The 18,291-nt window shown below is 32.1% G+C and carries 18 protein-coding genes; 16 read left to right on the top strand and 2 right to left on the bottom strand.

What is annotated here, in order from left to right:
• Positions 1-59 precede the first annotated feature (59 nt).
• Positions 60-2,150 (bottom strand): DUF5723 family protein, encoded by a 2,091-nt coding sequence (locus HNQ90_RS13640; protein ID WP_144117740.1) that lies wholly within the window; start codon positions 2,148-2,150, stop codon positions 60-62.
• A 327-nt stretch (positions 2,151-2,477) separates the two neighbouring features.
• Here HNQ90_RS13640 and HNQ90_RS13645 point away from each other — a divergent pair, with 327 nt between their 5' ends.
• From HNQ90_RS13645 to secA, 3 genes are all read left to right on the top strand, one after another.
• The gene (locus HNQ90_RS13645) at positions 2,478-3,050 is read left to right on the top strand and encodes a cob(I)yrinic acid a,c-diamide adenosyltransferase (RefSeq protein ID WP_144117741.1); all 573 of its coding nucleotides are present in this window, start codon (positions 2,478-2,480) and stop codon (positions 3,048-3,050) included.
• A 414-nt stretch (positions 3,051-3,464) separates the two neighbouring features.
• Positions 3,465-3,686: a DUF2795 domain-containing protein gene (locus HNQ90_RS13650; RefSeq protein WP_019387375.1), complete on the top strand. Its 222-nt coding sequence runs from the start codon at positions 3,465-3,467 to the stop codon at positions 3,684-3,686.
• A 147-nt stretch (positions 3,687-3,833) separates the two neighbouring features.
• Positions 3,834-7,187, top strand: a complete 3,354-nt coding sequence (gene secA / locus HNQ90_RS13655) for a preprotein translocase subunit SecA (RefSeq protein WP_144117742.1) — start codon at positions 3,834-3,836, stop codon at positions 7,185-7,187.
• 296 nt (positions 7,188-7,483) lie between these two features.
• Here secA and HNQ90_RS13660 read toward each other — a convergent pair whose 3' ends face one another.
• Positions 7,484-7,846: a hypothetical protein gene (locus HNQ90_RS13660; protein WP_144117743.1), complete on the bottom strand. Its 363-nt coding sequence runs from the start codon at positions 7,844-7,846 to the stop codon at positions 7,484-7,486.
• Between the two features lie 160 nt (positions 7,847-8,006).
• Between HNQ90_RS13660 and HNQ90_RS13665 the strand changes: the two genes are divergently transcribed.
• The 13 genes from HNQ90_RS13665 (at position 8,007) to HNQ90_RS13725 (ending at position 18,104) form a co-directional block, all read left to right on the top strand.
• Positions 8,007-9,113, top strand: coding sequence for a tyrosine-type recombinase/integrase (locus tag HNQ90_RS13665; RefSeq protein ID WP_144117744.1), 1,107 nt, complete (start codon positions 8,007-8,009; stop codon positions 9,111-9,113).
• Positions 9,114-9,169: 56 nt separating this feature from the next.
• On the top strand, positions 9,170-9,529 hold the full coding sequence (locus HNQ90_RS13670; RefSeq protein WP_221279855.1) for an immunity protein Imm33 domain-containing protein: 360 nt from the start codon (positions 9,170-9,172) through the stop codon (positions 9,527-9,529).
• A 5-nt stretch (positions 9,530-9,534) separates the two neighbouring features.
• Positions 9,535-9,915, top strand: a complete 381-nt coding sequence (locus HNQ90_RS13675; protein WP_144117745.1) for a hypothetical protein — start codon at positions 9,535-9,537, stop codon at positions 9,913-9,915.
• A 176-nt stretch (positions 9,916-10,091) separates the two neighbouring features.
• Positions 10,092-11,000: a hypothetical protein gene (locus HNQ90_RS13680; protein ID WP_144117746.1), complete on the top strand. Its 909-nt coding sequence runs from the start codon at positions 10,092-10,094 to the stop codon at positions 10,998-11,000.
• Between the two features lies 1 nt (position 11,001).
• Complete coding sequence (locus HNQ90_RS13685; RefSeq protein WP_144117747.1) at positions 11,002-11,529, top strand: SLATT domain-containing protein; 528 nt, start codon at positions 11,002-11,004, stop codon at positions 11,527-11,529.
• A gap of 167 nt (positions 11,530-11,696) precedes the next feature.
• Complete coding sequence (locus tag HNQ90_RS13690) at positions 11,697-12,206, top strand: hypothetical protein (RefSeq protein ID WP_144117748.1); 510 nt, start codon at positions 11,697-11,699, stop codon at positions 12,204-12,206.
• Between the two features lie 152 nt (positions 12,207-12,358).
• Positions 12,359-12,835, top strand: a complete 477-nt coding sequence (locus tag HNQ90_RS13695; RefSeq protein WP_144117749.1) for a glycoside hydrolase family 43 C-terminal domain-containing protein — start codon at positions 12,359-12,361, stop codon at positions 12,833-12,835.
• A 157-nt stretch (positions 12,836-12,992) separates the two neighbouring features.
• Positions 12,993-13,781, top strand: coding sequence for a hypothetical protein (locus tag HNQ90_RS13700; protein WP_144117750.1), 789 nt, complete (start codon positions 12,993-12,995; stop codon positions 13,779-13,781).
• Positions 13,782-13,914: 133 nt separating this feature from the next.
• Positions 13,915-14,709 carry a hypothetical protein gene (locus HNQ90_RS13705; RefSeq protein ID WP_144117751.1) on the top strand — a complete coding sequence of 265 codons (795 nt, stop codon included), beginning with the start codon at positions 13,915-13,917 and terminating at the stop codon, positions 14,707-14,709.
• A 121-nt stretch (positions 14,710-14,830) separates the two neighbouring features.
• Positions 14,831-15,424, top strand: coding sequence for a DUF4145 domain-containing protein (locus tag HNQ90_RS13710; RefSeq protein WP_144117752.1), 594 nt, complete (start codon positions 14,831-14,833; stop codon positions 15,422-15,424).
• 159 nt (positions 15,425-15,583) lie between these two features.
• Complete coding sequence (locus tag HNQ90_RS13715; RefSeq protein WP_144117753.1) at positions 15,584-16,336, top strand: hypothetical protein; 753 nt, start codon at positions 15,584-15,586, stop codon at positions 16,334-16,336.
• A gap of 162 nt (positions 16,337-16,498) precedes the next feature.
• Complete coding sequence (locus tag HNQ90_RS13720) at positions 16,499-17,374, top strand: hypothetical protein (RefSeq protein ID WP_144117754.1); 876 nt, start codon at positions 16,499-16,501, stop codon at positions 17,372-17,374.
• 145 nt (positions 17,375-17,519) lie between these two features.
• Positions 17,520-18,104, top strand: coding sequence for a hypothetical protein (locus HNQ90_RS13725; protein WP_144117755.1), 585 nt, complete (start codon positions 17,520-17,522; stop codon positions 18,102-18,104).
• The last annotated feature ends 187 nt before the right edge of the window (positions 18,105-18,291 follow it).

Here is an 18,291-nt window from a genome sequence, read left to right on the forward strand (position 1 = left end):
GTATAAAAAAACTCAACCTGCAGTAGGTTGAGTTTTTAATATAATTTCAAATACGTTTACTATTGTACTAACTTAATCTCCACTCTCCTATTCTGCAAACGTCCTGCTTTATACATATTTGTAGCAACTGGTCTTTTTTCGCCATAACCGATAGCAGATAATCGTGTTGGATCGATACCATGTTCTATTAAATAATTTTTTACTGCATAAGCTCGAGTTTCCGATAACCTTTGGTTTAACTCATAACTTCCAATACTATCGGTATGACCTTCAATTACAAACTTCGAGTTAGGATATTCATTTAAAACCGCTATAATATCAGCTAAAACCATACTGGATTCAGGTTTAAGTGACGATTTTCCGTAATTAAAAAATATAACCTTAGCGTAATTATTTAAAGTATTCTGTAGTCTTTCAATTACCGCTTCAGGACAACCATTGTTAGCCACAGATCCCGCTTCGTAAATACAATCGTCATCTTTATCAAAAACGCCATCGCCATCGGTATCCTTAAAAGGGCAACCATTATTTTCTTGATTTCCTGCTAGTTCCGGGCATTCATCAACATTATCTAAAATACCATCTTTGTCCTTATCGCACCAAGGACAACCTTTATTTTCTTCGGGGCCAACTTCATCGGGACAAGCATCTTCCTCATCTACAATACCATCGTTATCTTGGTCTTTAATTGGGCAGCCATTATTTGAAACCGGACCAAATTCTTTAGGACAATAATCTAATTTATCGTAAATCCCATCGCCATCTTTATCGCTAGGACCGTTTTGATATACAGGCACCTTTACACCGGCATAAATATCTGCTTGCCTATTATTATCGCTACCAAATGCCGATAAAATTGATCCTGACCCAACATAAACCGGACCTGCTCTAAAACCATAACCAACTCTAAACCCATTATTTTCAATTACTGTTAGTGGCACATAAAAACTAAACCATTTACTTTCGTAGCGTGGTGTAAAAGACACCAAGTTGGCTACCCTATTTGCAGTTATTCTGTTTTTAGAAATTAATGAATAATCGGTATTTAAATTTAAGTATATGGTATTACTAAGGCTCCAATCTACGTTTAGGTGCAACGCTGTTGGCAAATCTATTTTATAACCCGTTTCTGTATTGGCACGAATGTAATATGAGTTTAAAAAACTCCCGAGGTCTTCTGCTGTATCTTCGTAATCGTCTTGATTTAAGTCATCGAAATTAACATTAAAAGTTTCGTTAACAGCATCTTTGTAATCTACAAAACCAATATCTGTTACAGAGACCCCAACTTTTAATTTATACTTGTTTTTGTGTTTAAAATTATACGGACTATAACCTGATGTTTTATAGTCTTTATAGCGTGGTCTCAACTCATAAACAAAACCAACATCTACCCCAACACCATTAGCATTGTCTGGCAATTTAATGTCGTAATCATCATTATCAAATTCGTTACTACGTGCATAAGTTAAATCTCCGCTAGTAGTTATACTTCCTGTGGTTTCTCCACCAAAAAAAGCAGTTCCATCGGCATCGTAATCCACATAAATATCGGTTCCGGTTACAAAAGCACTACCTAAACCTTGTAAATATTTTAACGAAACACCACCTTTTAAAAAATGCTTGTTTTTGTTTAATAAGGTTCTAGCATAAGTAATTCCTACTTCTCCCCAAGAGTGCCCTAAAACGTTTAATTGCGCTTCATTTAAAATAAAATCTCTGGTGGAGTCATCGTCTATTGCTGCAATAGAAGCGTCGTCAAAATCATTGGCATTAACAAAAGCTCTCGCTCTTGTAAAAACAGCTATCGAACTGTTTTTACTTAAATTAAACATAAAAGAAGGTCCTAAAACATCGGTGTTGATTAGAGCACTATTAGCGCCATTTGAGTTTATTTTTGCTGCCATATCGAAGCTATAGCCGTCTCTTGAAGCATCCCAAACATTAATGCCATAATAATCGTTACCACCAAAAACACTTGCACCTCCAAGGTTTATATCGGTTTTAAATCTAGAATCGGTAATATTTGCAGGATTAGATATAAGGCTATGTACGCCGCTGTAATTATCGGTTAAAAACCCTAAATAGGATTGCGCATCCATAATTAAAGTCCCCATTGTAAACACCAATAAAACGCTAATTTTTTTCATTCCCCCCATTTTATAATATAGCAGCAAAAATAAGAGTTTTCTTGTTTAAACATCTTAATTGTTAGCATTTTATCTTTTTTTTACAAGGTCTTTAATTTTAGGTCCTACATTAAGTTTTAGGCATTATTTAAATATTAAATAATCGTGATTTTTATAAAAACAAATTACTTGTGGTATGTGTAGCTTGTAATTAAATAGAATACCTTTTTTTTGACTATTCGCTTTTTAACTTTTACCTTTATAACATGAAATTAGAAAACAGAATTTATATCGTTAAAAAGGAATTAACGAAAAACATCTGACCTCTAAAACAACAAAAAATATCAGATGAAAATTTACACAAAAACAGGCGATAAAGGTACTACTGCATTATTTGGAGGAACACGTGTACCAAAACACCATATTAGAATTGATAGTTACGGAACCGTTGATGAACTAAACTCACATTTAGGTTTAATTCGCGATCAAGATATTAACCCTAATTACAAAGATTTACTTATTATAATTCAAGATAGACTTTTTACGGTTGGCGCTATTTTAGCAACCGACCCCGAAAAAGCTATTTTAAAAAACGGCAAGGAGCGCCTTAATATTGAAAAAATTTCGAGTGAAGATATTGAGCGCTTAGAACGGGAAATGGATGCCATGAACGATGACTTACCACCCATGACGCATTTTGTTTTACCTGGCGGACACCAAACCGTGTCATTCTGTCACATTGCGCGTTGTGTGTGCCGTAGAGCCGAACGTTTAGCATCGGCACTTAACGAGTTGGAACCTTTTGAGGCTAATGCGCTGACTTATTTAAACCGTCTTTCTGACTATCTTTTTGTATTGGCACGAAAGTTGTCGTTTGACTTACAAGCAAATGAAATTAAGTGGATTCCTGAGAAGCGTTGAAGTTAGAAGTTAGAAATTGAAAATAGCAGGTATTAAAAAACTGCTTACTGATGACTGACAACTGCAGACTTACCCGCGTTAGGGATTGCAGTGGATAGCCCACAGCCCGACGAAGGAGGTGCGAGGACTTGTAACGGAAAGCCCGACCGTAGCGTTTCCTGCGAGGTTTTAAAAACCTTGTAGGTATGAAGCGAAGGGAACGCCCAACTTCTCGATACATCCCGAAAAAAAATCGGAATACTCGAAGTGACACCAAAATATCATTTGCTAAAAACATTATTAACCCGCAAAAATAATTGCAAGGGTTTAGAGTACAAAAAGATACGTTCTTATAATTAATGATTAAATAATTCATTTTTTTCTTGTGTGTTTAAACTAAAAAATTATTTTTGCAAAAAATTAAACACAAAAGAAATGTATTGGACATTAGAATTAGCATCTTATTTAAGTGATGCACCTTGGCCAGCAACAAAGGACGAATTGATAGATTACGCTATTAGAACGGGCGCCCCTTTAGAGGTTGTTGAAAATTTACAGTCTATTGAGGACGAAGGCGACTCTTATGACTCTATAGAAGAAATCTGGTCTGACTACCCTACCGATGAGGATTACCTCTGGAATGAAGATGAATATTAAATAAAGTATTGCATTATAGATAAAAAAGTCTCGAATTGAGGCTTTTTTTTTGTTCTAAAATGTATCTTTGAATAGCCTTTTAAAAGGCATAATAAAAACGAACTTAAACCTAGGACAGTCCTAGATAAAACATATAAAATTACACAAATGAGTTTTTTAAATTCGGTATTAAAAATTTTTGTTGGCGATAAAGCCAAACAAGATGTAAAGGCAACATCGCCATTGGTTAATAAAATTAAATCTTTTGAAGCCGCATTAGAGGCTTTAAGTCATGATGAATTAAGGGCTAAAACCTTTGAGTTTAAGGCAAAAATTGCCGAGGCTAATGCCGATATTGACAAGCAAATTGCAGATTTAACCCTGGAAGCCGACAATACCGAAGATATTGATGCTCGTGAAGATATTTATGAGAAAATTGACCTGTTAAGGGATGATGCTTATAAAATTACCGAAGGTGTTTTAAACGATATTTTACCAGAAGCTTTTGCTGTAGTTAAGGAAACTGCAAAGCGTTTTACAAACAATACTTCTATTACTGTTACGGCTACCGAGTTTGACAGAACTATATCTGGAGCGAAAGATAATGTTGTTTTAGATGGCGATAAAGCTATTTGGGCAAACTCTTGGGATGCGGCTGGAAAACCTATTACTTGGGACATGATACATTACGATGTACAGTTAATTGGTGGTATTGCTATGCACCAAGGTAAAATTGCCGAAATGCAAACAGGTGAAGGTAAAACTTTAGTGGCTACGCTACCGGTTTACTTAAATGCTTTAGCTGGTAAAGGTGTGCATTTAGTAACGGTAAATGATTACTTAGCAAAACGTGATAGCGCGTGGATGGCTCCTATTTTTGAGTTTCATGGGATGAGTATTGATTGTATTGATTACCACCAACCAAACTCTGATGCCAGAAGAAAAGCCTACAATGCCGATATTACTTATGGTACGAATAACGAATTTGGTTTTGATTACCTACGTGATAATATGGCGCACTCGCCAGACGATTTAGTACAACGTCCGCACCACTACGCTATTGTAGATGAGGTGGATTCTGTATTGGTAGATGATGCACGTACACCGTTAATTATCTCTGGTCCTATCCCTAAAGGCGATCGCCATGAGTTTACAGAATTAAAACCAAAGGTAGACGATATTGTATCGGTACAACGTAAATATTTAACTGGTGTTTTGGCCGAAGCTAAAAAACTAATTAACGATGGCGATACTAAAGAAGGTGGTTTTAAACTGTTGCAAGTGTATCGTGGTATTCCTAAAAATAAAGCGCTTATTAAGTTTTTATCTGAAGAAGGTGTTAAACAACTTTTACAGAAAACCGAGAACTTTTATATGCAAGATAACAACCGCGAAATGCCAAAGATTGACGCGGATTTATACTACGTAATTGAAGAAAAAAATAATCAAGTTGAATTAACCGATAAGGGTGTTGATTATATTTCTGGAAAAGATAATCCAGATTTCTTCATCTTGCCAGAAATTGGTATTGAGGTTGCTAAAATTGAAGAGAAAGGACTTCCTGTTGAAGAAGAAGCTAACCTGAAAGAAGAATTATTTAAAGAGTTTGGTGTTAAGTCTGAGCGTATCCATACGCTTAACCAATTACTAAAAGCCTATGCTTTATTTGAAAAAGACACACAATATGTGGTAATGGATAATAAAGTGATGATTGTTGATGAGCAAACAGGTCGTATTATGGATGGTCGTCGTTATTCTGATGGATTACACCAAGCTATTGAAGCTAAAGAGAATGTAAAGATTGAAGATGCTACACAAACATTTGCTACAGTAACCTTACAAAACTACTTTAGAATGTACCGCAAACTAGCAGGTATGACAGGTACAGCATTAACAGAGGCTGGCGAGTTTTGGGAAATCTATAAACTAGATGTTTTAGAAACACCAACCAACCGCCCTATTGCTCGTGATGATAAAGAGGATTTAGTTTTTAAAACAAAACGTGAAAAATACAATGCGGTTATTGATGAAGTAACAAAATTATCGCAAGCTGGAAGACCAGTATTAATTGGTACCACATCGGTTGAGATTTCTGAGTTATTGGGTAAAATGCTAAGCATTCGTAAAATACCGCACAATGTATTAAATGCGAAACAACACAAACGCGAAGCCGATATTGTTGCCGAAGCAGGAAATGCAGGACAGGTAACCATTGCAACCAATATGGCTGGTCGTGGAACAGATATTAAACTATCTGAAGAAGTAAAAAAAGCAGGTGGTTTGGCCATTGTAGGTACAGAGCGCCATGATTCCCGTCGTGTGGATAGACAGTTACGAGGTCGTGCTGGTCGTCAAGGAGATCCAGGAAGCTCTCAATTTTATGTATCGCTAGAAGACAACTTAATGCGTTTATTTGGATCGGAGCGTATTGCGAAAATGATGGATAAAATGGGCTTAAAAGAAGGCGAAGTGATTCAGCATTCTATGATTTCAAAATCTATTGAGCGTGCACAGAAAAAGGTTGAAGAAAACCAATTTGGGGTTAGAAAGCGATTATTAGAATATGATGATGTTATGAACGCGCAGCGTGAAGTTGTTTACAAGCGTCGTTATAATGCCTTAAATGGAGAGCGTTTACGTGTAGATTTAGCAAATATGATTTTCGATACTTCGGAGGGCATTGCCGAAACTAATAAAGGTGCTAACGATTTTAAAAATTTCGAGTTTGAATTGATTCGTTATTTCTCTATGAGTTCGCCAATTACTGAAGCAGAATTTGGTAAACTTTCTGCTCAAGACATTACATCTAAAATATACAAAGCCGCTTTTACGCATTACAGAGAAAAAATGGCTAGAAATGCAGAACTTGCTTTTCCGGTTATTAAAAATGTATATGAAACTCAAGCCGATAAATTTAAACGTATTGTTGTACCATTTACAGATGGTGTAAAAAGTTTAAGTGTAGTTACCGATCTTGAAAAAGCCTACGAAACTAACGGTAAACAATTAATTACCGATTTTGAAAAGAACATTACACTGGCCATAATTGATGATGCTTGGAAAACACATTTACGTAAAATGGACGAGTTAAAGCAATCGGTACAGTTAGCAGTACACGAGCAAAAAGACCCGCTTTTAATTTACAAATTTGAAGCTTTCGAGTTGTTTAAAGCTATGATTGACCAAGTGAATAAAGATGTTATTTCATTTTTATTTAAAGGTGAATTACCTCAAGAAACACAAGATACTATTCAAGAAGCTCGTGCAAGAAAGCAAGAAAAGCTTAACATAGAAAAGGAAGAAATCCCTAATCTAGATGAGCGTTCTGCACAAAACAGAGCTGCCGGAAACACACAACGCCAGCAAGAAGTTGTTGAAACTGTTGTTCGTGATAAGCCAAAAATTGGCCGTAATGATCGTGTTACTATAAAACATGTAATTAATGGTGAAAACAAAACTTTAAAATACAAACAAGCCGAACCTTTATTAGCTAAAGGCGAATGGGTTTTGGTTGAGGAATAAACACCTCTTCTAAAATTTAAAAAAAAGGTAACTCTATTTTAAATACTTATATATAATTTAAAATAACAACACTTCTAATTTATATTGAAGGTTACTTAGTACTAAAAGGACAAAATCAATTTATATGATTTTGTCCTTTTGTGTTTTTTAGCATTTGGTAATATCTTGATAGTTTGAATTTAATACTATTCTAATTTTTAAAATTAAGACATCACTCCCACTCTGCCTGTAAAACATTCCGTATTTCTAAGAAATCGATTAAAAATATGCACTTGCAAAATTAGAAAAAACAAGAACTATTTTTTTATATTCAAAGGCCGCCTTACTACTAAAATTTCATCGTTAGAAAACTCCATCCAAGCAAAATCATAAACATAATGGTAAGTTTTCCCCTGGTTATTAATATTTTGATGTGTGTGGTATTTAAATCTAAATTTCTTTTTCTCAAGTACCACACGTTCTATTTTGCATTGCGCTTTTTTTTTGCCCAAAATTTCCAAAAGTATGCTTCTATTTCTATGTAAAATAGTGTCCAGTTCTTTTACAACTAATGCTGTAGCTTTTCTTAAGTTAACATGGTAATAGTTTTTACATTTAATTGAACAAAATAACTTATCACTTCTTCCTAATACCCGCTTACTACATATTTTACATTTCATATACTATTTTCATGAAATTAGACAACATTTAACCTTATCACTCTGATTCTAAACATCATACAATTATTCGTTTCTAACGGTTAATATACGTTTATTAACAATTAACAGCCAATATAAGTATGTTTTTTTACTATGTTTATTACTCAAAAGCCATCATGTAATGCAATCAATAATTTATCAACCACTAAAAGGTGCTAAACGGATTAAAATACATATACCTTATCAATCATTGGATTTAAGGGAAGCCATAAAAAAATTAAATGGGAGTTTTTGGCACCCCAATCAGAAATTATGGTCTGTAATAAATACGACGGAAAATTTTGATCAACTAAAGGCCATATGTAAAGGGAATTATAAAATTGAAAAAACCGTTACCTCTACTCCTATTCCCTCTGTTCCTTTAAACAGCAATGCCATTGATGCTCTTTATAGCTTAGAAAAGGCTTTAGTTTTAAAACAATACAGTCGTTCTAGCGTCCAGGTTTATAAAAAAATGTTTAGTGTGTTTCTAAGTAAGTTTATGCAACGAAACCTTAGTGAGATTACTAAAGACGAAATAGAAGGCTTTGTTTATGAACTTATTACTAAAAATAAAATTAGCGAAAGTTATCAAAATCAATTAATCAATGCCATAAAATGTTATTATGAACATGCTCTGAAAATGCCAAGGGAATATTATGATATACAAAGGCCAAAAAAAACCCTAAATATACCAAACGTATTAAGTAAAGACGAGGTTCTTAAAATTATACAGAATCCAAAAAATTTAAAACATCGAGCTATACTACATACTATATACAGTTCTGGTTTGCGCATTTCTGAGCTTATAAATTTACGCATTGTAGATATTCATTCTAACGAGGGCTATCTGTTTATAAAAGATAGTAAAGGAAAAAAAGATAGAAAAACCATTTTATCTGAACATTTAGTATTATTACTTCGCGATTATTACCAAAAATACAAACCTTCGTATTGGTTATTTGAAGGTCAGTCTGGTGATCAATATAGTGCTGCAAGTATTCGGGCCATTTTTAGAAAATCTGTAAAAGAGACAGATTCAAACCCATGGGCAACTGTACATACTTTGAGACATTCTTTTGCGACACATTGTATTGAAAATAATGTAAGCATGAGACATTTACAGAATATGTTGGGACATAATTCTCCTAAAACAACAGAAATTTACACAAAAACTATAGAAATTAATAACAAAACGATAACTAGTCCTTTGGATTCATTGTTGAAAAATAGTACATTGCACCTATAAACGATATAACTGTAATTTACTTAATTGATTATGGTTATATAAGTGTTGTACACCATTTGAGAAACATCAAACTAAATAAAGAACATATCGAATCCCAAAAGTCAATTTGCACTAAATATAACTCTGTTTTTAATCCAACTAATGAGCAGTTATTTATTGGAATAGCAACGGATTTGAAACTTGAACCTATTAATGGTTTACGTCATCCTGAACACGGAACAATGAATGGATGGTATATTTGGAGCGGAGAATGGTCTGATTCTGATGATTTTTTCAAACCTATTCACGCTGAACACCTAATCGAAAAAAAACCTGAAATACTAAAATATTTAAGTCTTGATATTGGATTTAGATTTCAGATAGATAGCAAAGGTTACGAAGATGTTTGGTTTGACGAAAAACTAAAAAACATCTAACAATTATGAGTTGGGACATTGTACTTTTTAATTCAAAACAAAAAATAGCATTGGTTGCTGAATTGGACGAAAACCAACTCGAACCGACTGATTTTAGCGGAATTTTGGAAAGCTCATTCGACCAAATAAAAAAAGATGATAATCATAGAGAAATAATCGGAACAAATTTTACAATTGAGTTTTATAGAGACAAAGAACATTCAAGCAATTTTATGCTTCAATTATATGGAGAAAATGGACTTTATGAATTAATTGAATTGGCTAAAAAACATAATTGGCAGATTTACGATTCTGGAATTGACGGAATGATTGACTTGGAGAATCCCGAAAAGAACGGATTTGAAAATCATAGAAAATATGTGGAACAAATACACAATCGGAAATAAAAAAACGGTGTACAACACCGTGTATAATTAATTGCTAGGTCACTACCGACTTACGAACATTCCTGCGGAATATTCTATCTGTGATTTATTTGCTAAATTAGTTGCTTAACCACGCAACTAACCATACACAACAACGTTAGCTGTAATTTACCACGAAACTCAAAATCAACGAATTAATGAATCAAAATACAAACATTACCGATTCTGAATTTAAGACATTTTACGAACCTTTACTCAAAGGTTATGGAGAAGAATTTAAAGATGTTATCAAGTCTAAAAATGATATTTGTAAACTATTATTTTTAGATTCGAAAGGAATATCAATTGAGAAACTTCTAAGTAACATTGAGAAAGAGTCTGATACTTACATAAAATCTATGATTTATAGATTAGTTGGAGTTAGAGAAATAATTTACTGTAGAGAAAATAAACAAAAATTAGACGTAAAGTCTGTTTGGGAATTAATTTCGAAGTCAATTAAAATTATTCCAAAAGAATATACAATTTCATCAATCGGCTCACAAGGATTTTTATCAATTCCACTTTATAAATTTGATGAGTCTTTAGAAAGTTTTGATTTCCTAAGGTTACATATTTGGGATGATTCATTGAATGAATATATTGATTTAGAAAAGTGCGAAAATTTTTCAATTCATACACATACATTTTTTGCAGAAAGTTGGGTTATAGTTGGAAAAATAATTAACAATAGATTTGACTATAATATTAATTCAGAGAATTCTAATCACTCTTTTTTCAAAGTAGTTTATAACAGTTCATTAAACGAAGTAAACCAACACACTTCCAAAGCAGTTAATGAAAAAATAGATATAGAACTTTATCAAACATCCGAAGAACTACATTTAGAGAATGGAAACTATAAAATAGAAGCTGGTAAATTACATAAATCGGGACATAAAAACTCACCCTTACCTTCTGCAACGTTTTTTTCTTTTACAGGTAAAAACGGCTTAGATAAATCGATTGTGATTGGTCCAAAGCATATTTCAGAATCTGTTATAAATAGAAAAATGATTATAGACCCAACAGAACTATTAAAAAAAATTGACAAACAATTACTATAAAATGGAAAAGAAAAAAACTATGCTTTTGGATTGGATGAGAAAAGTTCATCAATTAGAATATGCTCATTGTTATCAATCTGAATATTATAGAAAAATTGAAAAACGAATAGGAATTTCAGCTTTTGTTTTATCAACAATGGTAGCTTTTTCTTATAAGTTTCCTGAAATAAAAAATGAGTGGTTTAATACTTATTTATTCTTCCTTGATAAGGATTATTTCTTACCATTTCTATTATTTATAGTTGCTTTATTTACTGGTCTACAAACTTTTTTAAAACCTAATGAAAAATCAGATATTCATAGAAAACTTGGTCTTGAATATGAAAAAATAAGACACACAATTGAAATAACTCTAACGAAAGAAGAGTCTGAATTAAATATCGATAGAGAAATTCTAAAAATCAAGAAAAGTTGGGATTCTATGAATACTATCTATGTAATGGAAAGATATTTTGTAGAAGCTAAAAACAAAGTGAAAAAATTTGAAAAATACCCAAAGGAATTAAGTTTTTTAGAAGATGTGAAATAAAAACTACAGCTAACACCGTATATAATTTATTGCTGGCTTCTCGCCTACTTACGAAAGTCCTCGCGGACTTTCTTGGTCGGTAATTATTTACTAAATTAGTTGCTTGAAACACGCAACAAACCATATACAAACACGTTGCCACCAATACGAAAAAACCAACCTGTCGAATGAAAAAAATTCTGATTTTATTAATAATATTTAATTTTATATCGTGTAGTAAAATCACACCTTCAGGGTTTTGGCTGAATTATGAAACCAACTTAATTACAGAAAAGCAAAATGACCAAGGACCATTTGGAGGAACATTGTCTATAAATTGGATTGCGGATAATGGTTCTGAATTTAAAATAAAAGAACTAACTGAATTGACTTTTGAAAATGATTGGAAATTGATTGATAGTACGGAATATAAGAAAGCGGAATTGACTAATATTACGGAATCTGGAAAACCAAATATCAACCTTCCTCTTAAAAACTTTAAACCTGAATCAAAAAACTCAAATACCGAATCGAAATCTTTTCCTCGTTGGATAGAAACGGATTTCACTCTTTACCGATTTAAAACAAACTGGCATATTTTTGAATCTGGAACTGATGATTCAACTAATGAAAATGGATTTATATTATTAAGTTCTGACAATAAAAAAATGACAGTTTACCACTTATGGGGAGAATAAAAAAAAGTACTGGTGGCAACATTGTATATAAAAAATTGCTATTTTGTGCTTAACCAATGTTAGTTGCTTTGTTTGCTAGCTTCTGATTTTCCTTCGGAAAATCCTCGCACACAAACACGCAACTTTCCATATACGTAACCGTTGTAAACAATATGAGACAAACGATATTCTTAATACTATCATTATTGATTTTCCAAGTTGGAATTTCTCAAAACTTAACTGAATCCGATTTAATTGGAGAATGGGAATTTATTGAATTGCAAGATGAGAATGGAGAAAAACAAACTAAAATTCCTCTGATAAGATTCGGAAGAGATATGGGAATTGAAAATGTGAATAGAGATAGTTATGTTTTCAATGATGACGGAACATATAAAAGTTTTAATCCGCTGAATGTGTCATATGGAACTTGGTATCTTGACAAAAAAACTCAAGAGATAAATTTGGAACTACAAATTGCACCAGACAGTCCATATTTGCCATCTCTGAAAAAAGCAAAAATTGTAAAAAAAAGAAAAGACGGATTTTATTATCAAAAACCTGTGAAGAAAAAAATACTGATTTATTCAAAAGACGGAATGACAATAGCGGATAGAGAAAAATACGTGTTAATTTACAAACGGAAATAAATACTGTTTACAACAATGTATAAAAATAATCGCTCAATTTTGGGTTTAACCAAAGGTCGTTGCAAGTTTACTACGTCTGATTTTCCTGCGGAAAATCCTCGCACGTAAACCCACAACTATTCTTATACTAACCGTTAGGCAACATAAAAACTAAACATTGACAAATAGAAAAATTAACCTAAAAACAATATGGCAAAGAGCTAAAATTAGACCTAGTTTACTGCTTGCTACATTTCAAGGTATTGCATTCTCATTAATTTTGTTCTTGCCGATGGCTTTAATAATGAATTCATTAGGAAGTAGTTTTCCATATGTTGAAAATATTGAAATGGTTGAATCTAATGGAATAAAAACAAGTGCAGTTTTGACTAACATTAAGTCAATTGATAATATCACAATAAATGGTGAAAATCCGCAAATTTTGACTTATGAATTTGATTTAAATGGACAAAAAACTCAATCAAAATTTAGTGTTTTTGATCCAGAAAACACCAAAAATCTAAAGAAAGGAGATATTATTCCAATTAAACATTTGAATGGAAAATCTATTGCTATGGAATATGAACAATATTCATTTAGTATGGATTTTATGTATTATATAGCTGGTGTTTTTTTATTGATTGGTTTAATATTTTTCTATCTTTTATACTCTCGAATTAAAAAAGAAATTTCACTTTATAGAACTGGTAGCATTAAAGAAGGCAAAATAATTTCGATTAATCAAAATAGAGGATTTACATTTTCAAAATTCGGACAGTCGATGGATGTTCACTACGAATATGAAAATAAGGTTGATAAATCAAGAACAAATAATTTCGCTTTAACCAATAATAAGTCAATTGGAGATACAATTCGAATTTTGGTTTCTCAAGATGGGAATACATCTTGTCTATATCCAGAATTAATTGCTAAAACTAATGGTTGGAGAGAAAATTACGTTGCCTAACAACGTGTATAATCAATTGCTAGTCTGTGTGTACTCGGAAAATCCTACGGATTTTCCTCTGGTTCGTTTTCTTTTACTAACTTAGTTCCTGCCAACGCAACTAATCATACACAACACGTTAGGCAAAATTTAAATGGAAAAAACAAGCATATACAAATTCTACAGGTTAGGACAATTATTAAATGAATTCAAAACCGATGAAGAACCAACAAATATTGAACTATATAATCGAATAGCGAATTTTTTCGATTTCGTAGAAGAATTGAATCTTCAAGTAACAAGTTCTGCAATTACATTAGGAGACATTAAGAAACATCATAAAAGATTAGATAAAGAATCTCAAGAAAATCCGAAGAAAATTGTTTCTACTGATTTAGTAAAAAAAGTAAATGCTTCTGTAAATAAATTATTAACAACCTTTGAGGCTGAAATTTTAAATAAAAACTCATTTGTATTAAGCGACAAAAAATTCCCAACAAAACATTTGATTGATAACCAAACATTACTTTTTGAAAATGAAAATGTTTTATTGATTGCACCATTTGATGTTCAATTTAATATTATGGAAAGTGCTTTTTGTTTGGCATTTGACAGAAATACAGCATCATCATTTCATATGCTATTAGCAACTGAAGAATATGTTAGATTTTTCAATAACTTGTTTTTGGAAGAAAACGAAGAAGATGAAACTATCACCTTTTTTAATTTAATTAAAGAAACAGAAGAAATACTTGATGATATTAAACATAATAGTGAATTGACAAGTTTTCTTCATATTATTAGAAAGTATTACCGAAATCAATCTCAACATTCGAATAGAAAATTTACGGAATCCGAAGCCACAGAATTATTCAATATTTGCATTAAAGTAATGAACGAAATGTATAAAATAATTGAAAAAACTTTGCCTAACACCGTGTATAATTAATTGCTAGGTCTAGCCTACTCACGAATATTCCTGCGGAATATTCTATCTGTGTTTTATTTGCTAAATTAGTTGCTTAAACACGCAACTAACCATACACAACACGTTGGCAAACATTTGAGAAATGAATTGGACAGAAGCATATAAAGTACCATCAAAAGAATATAAATGCGGATTCTGTGAAAGAGAAATTGCATCTGAACTTGGATTTACTGCAATTGGAACAGTAAGTGCTAATAAACACGGAAGGCACGAATCTTATAAGGGAATTAAAGGCAGTATTTATATATGTTATAATTGTAAAAATCCAACATATTTTGACGAGGATAATGAACAATATCCTGATACAAGTTTTGGAAACTTAATTAAGCACATAAAGGAAAAAGAAGTCGAGGACTTATACCAAGAAGCTCGAAGATGCATGTCTTCACACTCATATACTTCAACAGTTATGTGCTGCCGAAAATTACTAATGAACATTTCAGTTAGCGAAGGAGCAAAAGAAGGTTTAAGTTTTGTTGATTACGTCAACTATCTAAAAGACAATAATTACATTCCACCAAATGGACAAAAATGGGTTGACGAAATAAGAAAACACGGAAATACAGCAAATCATAGAATCGTTTTGAAAACAAAAGATGAGGCACTGAAAATATTATTATTTACAGAAATGCTTTTAAAATTTATTTACGAATTACCGAATATGATTAATGAATAAAAAAAAACGATTTGCCAACACCGTGTATAATTAATTGCTTGGTTCTAGCCTACTTGCGAAAATTCCTGCGGAATTTTCACAGGTTCGTAAAAGTTTGCTAATTTAGTTGCTTTACCACGCAACTAACCATACACAAAACCGTTGTGTGCAATACGAAAAATGACATCGAGACTAAAAAATAACATCAAGAAATTATATGAAACTTTTGAAAAGTATCATAGCAATTCGAATATGAATGGAAGTCCGAATTATGACAATTTAAACAAATGGAATGAAGAATTATTCTCAAAATCTCTACCGGAATTAACTGAAGATGATTTATCTCGTTTCACAGGAAAAGCAATTACGACTTGGGGAAATGCAAACGATTATAAACATTTCCTACCACGAATTTTTGAATTAACAGCTGAATTAAAAACGCCTTATGAAATTTGGATTGCGTTTGACAAACTCACTCTTGCGGAATGGAATAAATGGACTGAAAATGAACAGATAGTTATTCAGGAATTTATGATTGCGCTATGGGAAAGTATTCTAAACGATAATAGTGAAAAAGCAGAATGGGAATTTAAAGATTACTTTTCTGCGATTGCTCACTTTTATCCGAATTTTACTGATTTACTAAATGTTTGGAACGAATCGGAATCAAAAGCATCAATTAAGCATTTATCGGAATTTATAGTTGACGAACAAACTGCACTTTTCGATAGAAAAAAAATTAGTGGATTTAACGACCAAAAAGAAAATGCAGGAGAATTTATAAATTGGATTTTATCAGATAAAATACTTAACAAAATTCAGCAGAAATATTTTGAATTTGAAAAAGAAAGTTTTGCCGAGAAAATATCTTGGGCTGAACAAATAATAACAGAGGAACGTAAAAGTACTGCACACAACACCGTGTATAATTAATTGCTTGGTCCTTGCCTACTTGCGAAAATTCCTGCGGAATTTTCACAGATTCGTTAAAGTTTGCTAACTTAGTTGCTTAACCACGCAACTAACCATACACAAAACCGTTGTGGGTAATTTAAGAAAATGACCGAGAAAGATTTAAACATAGTTAATTCACTTATGAAACGGACAGAAAACCTGCCTGAAATTCTTCATTTGAGAGCTGCACCGATTGGCTATGAATTGACCGAGAATGATAAAGAATTACTTTTAGATACTTATCAAAAATTAGATGATATTTTGAAAGAAGTTGCTGCTTTTGTCAATGTTAAGTTTCCTGGAAGACAAGATTATATCCAACCTTGGAATGATATAGACTTTGATACTAAAATTGGTGGAATAAAAATAGCTACGACCGATAGAGAACACACCAAATCAGCGTGGAAAAAAGGAATTTTTGATTTAAAGAGTTTAATTAAATCTCTTATTAACGAAGTTACGCTTCTTGTAGACCAAGAAAATGAAATTAAAGGAAACCCTTTACTTGACGAAAAAGAATGGGATAAATATTATGACGAACGTCTTGAAAAAAGAGCAGACCAAGCAGATTTTTTTCTTGATATGATAATTGAAAAAGGGCTTATCAATTTAGATAAATCAACCGTGAGAAAATATTTTAAAAAATGGTTTAATCAATCACAAGATTTCGATTTGCAAATTAAAGATGGAGACTTCGCAATTGAAAACGGAGATATTCAAACTGTTCCTGATTTTAGTAAAGACAATATTCCCGAATTTCTAAAATGGTTTGAAGATGAAGGAAATAACTTTATGGATTACTTAAAAGAACAAGGCGTGAATGTAAAAAAAGGCTCAAAAGAAACGATTATCAATAATGGAAATATGATAATTAATAAAAAATCGAAAACTGGAAAACAGACAATTAAAACGGGAACGGAACAAGAGGAATCGAATTGGTCAAAAGCGAATACTATAATAGCTTTAGTAGTCGGAATAGCATCAATTATTGGAATTGCTTGGCAAATATGGGGATAAAAAACTACCCACAACACCGTATAAAAATAATTGCGGTTTAGTGCTTAATCAAAGGTCGTTGCGTGTTTGTAACGTCTGATTTTCCTTCGGAAAATCTTCGCATACAAACCCGCAACTATTCTTATACATAAACGTTAGCGGCAATATGAAGAAACTAATCCCATTTATAATTTTAATATTAATTTTCGGATGCAAAAACAGTTCGGAAAATAAAACTGAGATTGTAAAAGAATTGGATTTCAACAAGCATTTGACTGACCAAATTAATTACCCTTTAAAAAAGCTAAACCTAAAACCAATAACAGAGTTAAAATCAAAAACTCTACGGATTTGGAAATTCCCTGGAGGTGGAGCAGCTTTTGAACAAATGATAGAGTTTAATAAGGCAAAATCGGAATTAATATTTCATTCTTATTTGCTTGAAGAGTATGAAAATTATGCGGAATTATCTAAACTGAATTTCTCTAAAATTGTCAACGATGCAAAATTAAAAAATGAGCTTAATTCAGTCATTTCAAATTCGGATTTTATAAACACAAAAAACAGCGATGAATATTGCAAACCCTTTATTGGTTGTGCCGACTTATTTCTAATTGAATTTACGGACGGAAAAATAATTACAAAATTTACAATTAGTCACGATATTGAAAAGTGTGTTAATCCAAAAGCGGAAAACGCAAAAAGGATTTTCAAAATAGTAAATCAAATTTTAAATAAATACAGCCGCTAACACCGTATATAAAAAATTGCTATTTTTAGCTTAACCAATGTGAGTTGCTTTGTTTGCCTGCGTCCGATTTTCCTTCGGAAAATCCTCGCACGCAAACACGCAACTTTCCATATACATAAACGTTGTACACAAGCTGAAAAATGATATTCGAAGAATTAAACAAACATATAATTCCTATGACCGAATT

It is taken from the genome of Algibacter amylolyticus, assembly GCF_014202225.1.
In the GTDB taxonomy this organism is placed as follows: domain Bacteria; phylum Bacteroidota; class Bacteroidia; order Flavobacteriales; family Flavobacteriaceae; genus Algibacter_B; species Algibacter_B amylolyticus.

What these genes read in the sequence shown, in the direction of transcription:
- HNQ90_RS13710 (WP_144117752.1), top strand. Translation starts at nt 14,831, where the DNA reads ATGAATTGGACAGAAGCATATAAAGTACCATCAAAAGAATATAAATGC.
- HNQ90_RS13645 (WP_144117741.1), top strand. Translation starts at nt 2,478, where the DNA reads ATGAAAATTTACACAAAAACAGGCGATAAAGGTACTACTGCATTATTT.
- HNQ90_RS13640 (WP_144117740.1), bottom strand. Translation starts at nt 2,150, where the DNA reads ATGAAAAAAATTAGCGTTTTATTGGTGTTTACAATGGGGACTTTAATT.
- HNQ90_RS13675 (WP_144117745.1), top strand. Translation starts at nt 9,535, where the DNA reads ATGAGTTGGGACATTGTACTTTTTAATTCAAAACAAAAAATAGCATTG.
- HNQ90_RS13650 (WP_019387375.1), top strand. Translation starts at nt 3,465, where the DNA reads ATGTATTGGACATTAGAATTAGCATCTTATTTAAGTGATGCACCTTGG.
- HNQ90_RS13725 (WP_144117755.1), top strand. Translation starts at nt 17,520, where the DNA reads ATGAAGAAACTAATCCCATTTATAATTTTAATATTAATTTTCGGATGC.
- HNQ90_RS13695 (WP_144117749.1), top strand. Translation starts at nt 12,359, where the DNA reads ATGAGACAAACGATATTCTTAATACTATCATTATTGATTTTCCAAGTT.
- HNQ90_RS13715 (WP_144117753.1), top strand. Translation starts at nt 15,584, where the DNA reads ATGACATCGAGACTAAAAAATAACATCAAGAAATTATATGAAACTTTT.
- HNQ90_RS13665 (WP_144117744.1), top strand. Translation starts at nt 8,007, where the DNA reads ATGCAATCAATAATTTATCAACCACTAAAAGGTGCTAAACGGATTAAA.
- HNQ90_RS13705 (WP_144117751.1), top strand. Translation starts at nt 13,915, where the DNA reads ATGGAAAAAACAAGCATATACAAATTCTACAGGTTAGGACAATTATTA.
- HNQ90_RS13680 (WP_144117746.1), top strand. Translation starts at nt 10,092, where the DNA reads ATGAATCAAAATACAAACATTACCGATTCTGAATTTAAGACATTTTAC.
- HNQ90_RS13685 (WP_144117747.1), top strand. Translation starts at nt 11,002, where the DNA reads ATGGAAAAGAAAAAAACTATGCTTTTGGATTGGATGAGAAAAGTTCAT.
- secA (WP_144117742.1), top strand. Translation starts at nt 3,834, where the DNA reads ATGAGTTTTTTAAATTCGGTATTAAAAATTTTTGTTGGCGATAAAGCC.
- HNQ90_RS13690 (WP_144117748.1), top strand. Translation starts at nt 11,697, where the DNA reads ATGAAAAAAATTCTGATTTTATTAATAATATTTAATTTTATATCGTGT.
- HNQ90_RS13720 (WP_144117754.1), top strand. Translation starts at nt 16,499, where the DNA reads ATGAAACGGACAGAAAACCTGCCTGAAATTCTTCATTTGAGAGCTGCA.
- HNQ90_RS13660 (WP_144117743.1), bottom strand. Translation starts at nt 7,846, where the DNA reads ATGAAATGTAAAATATGTAGTAAGCGGGTATTAGGAAGAAGTGATAAG.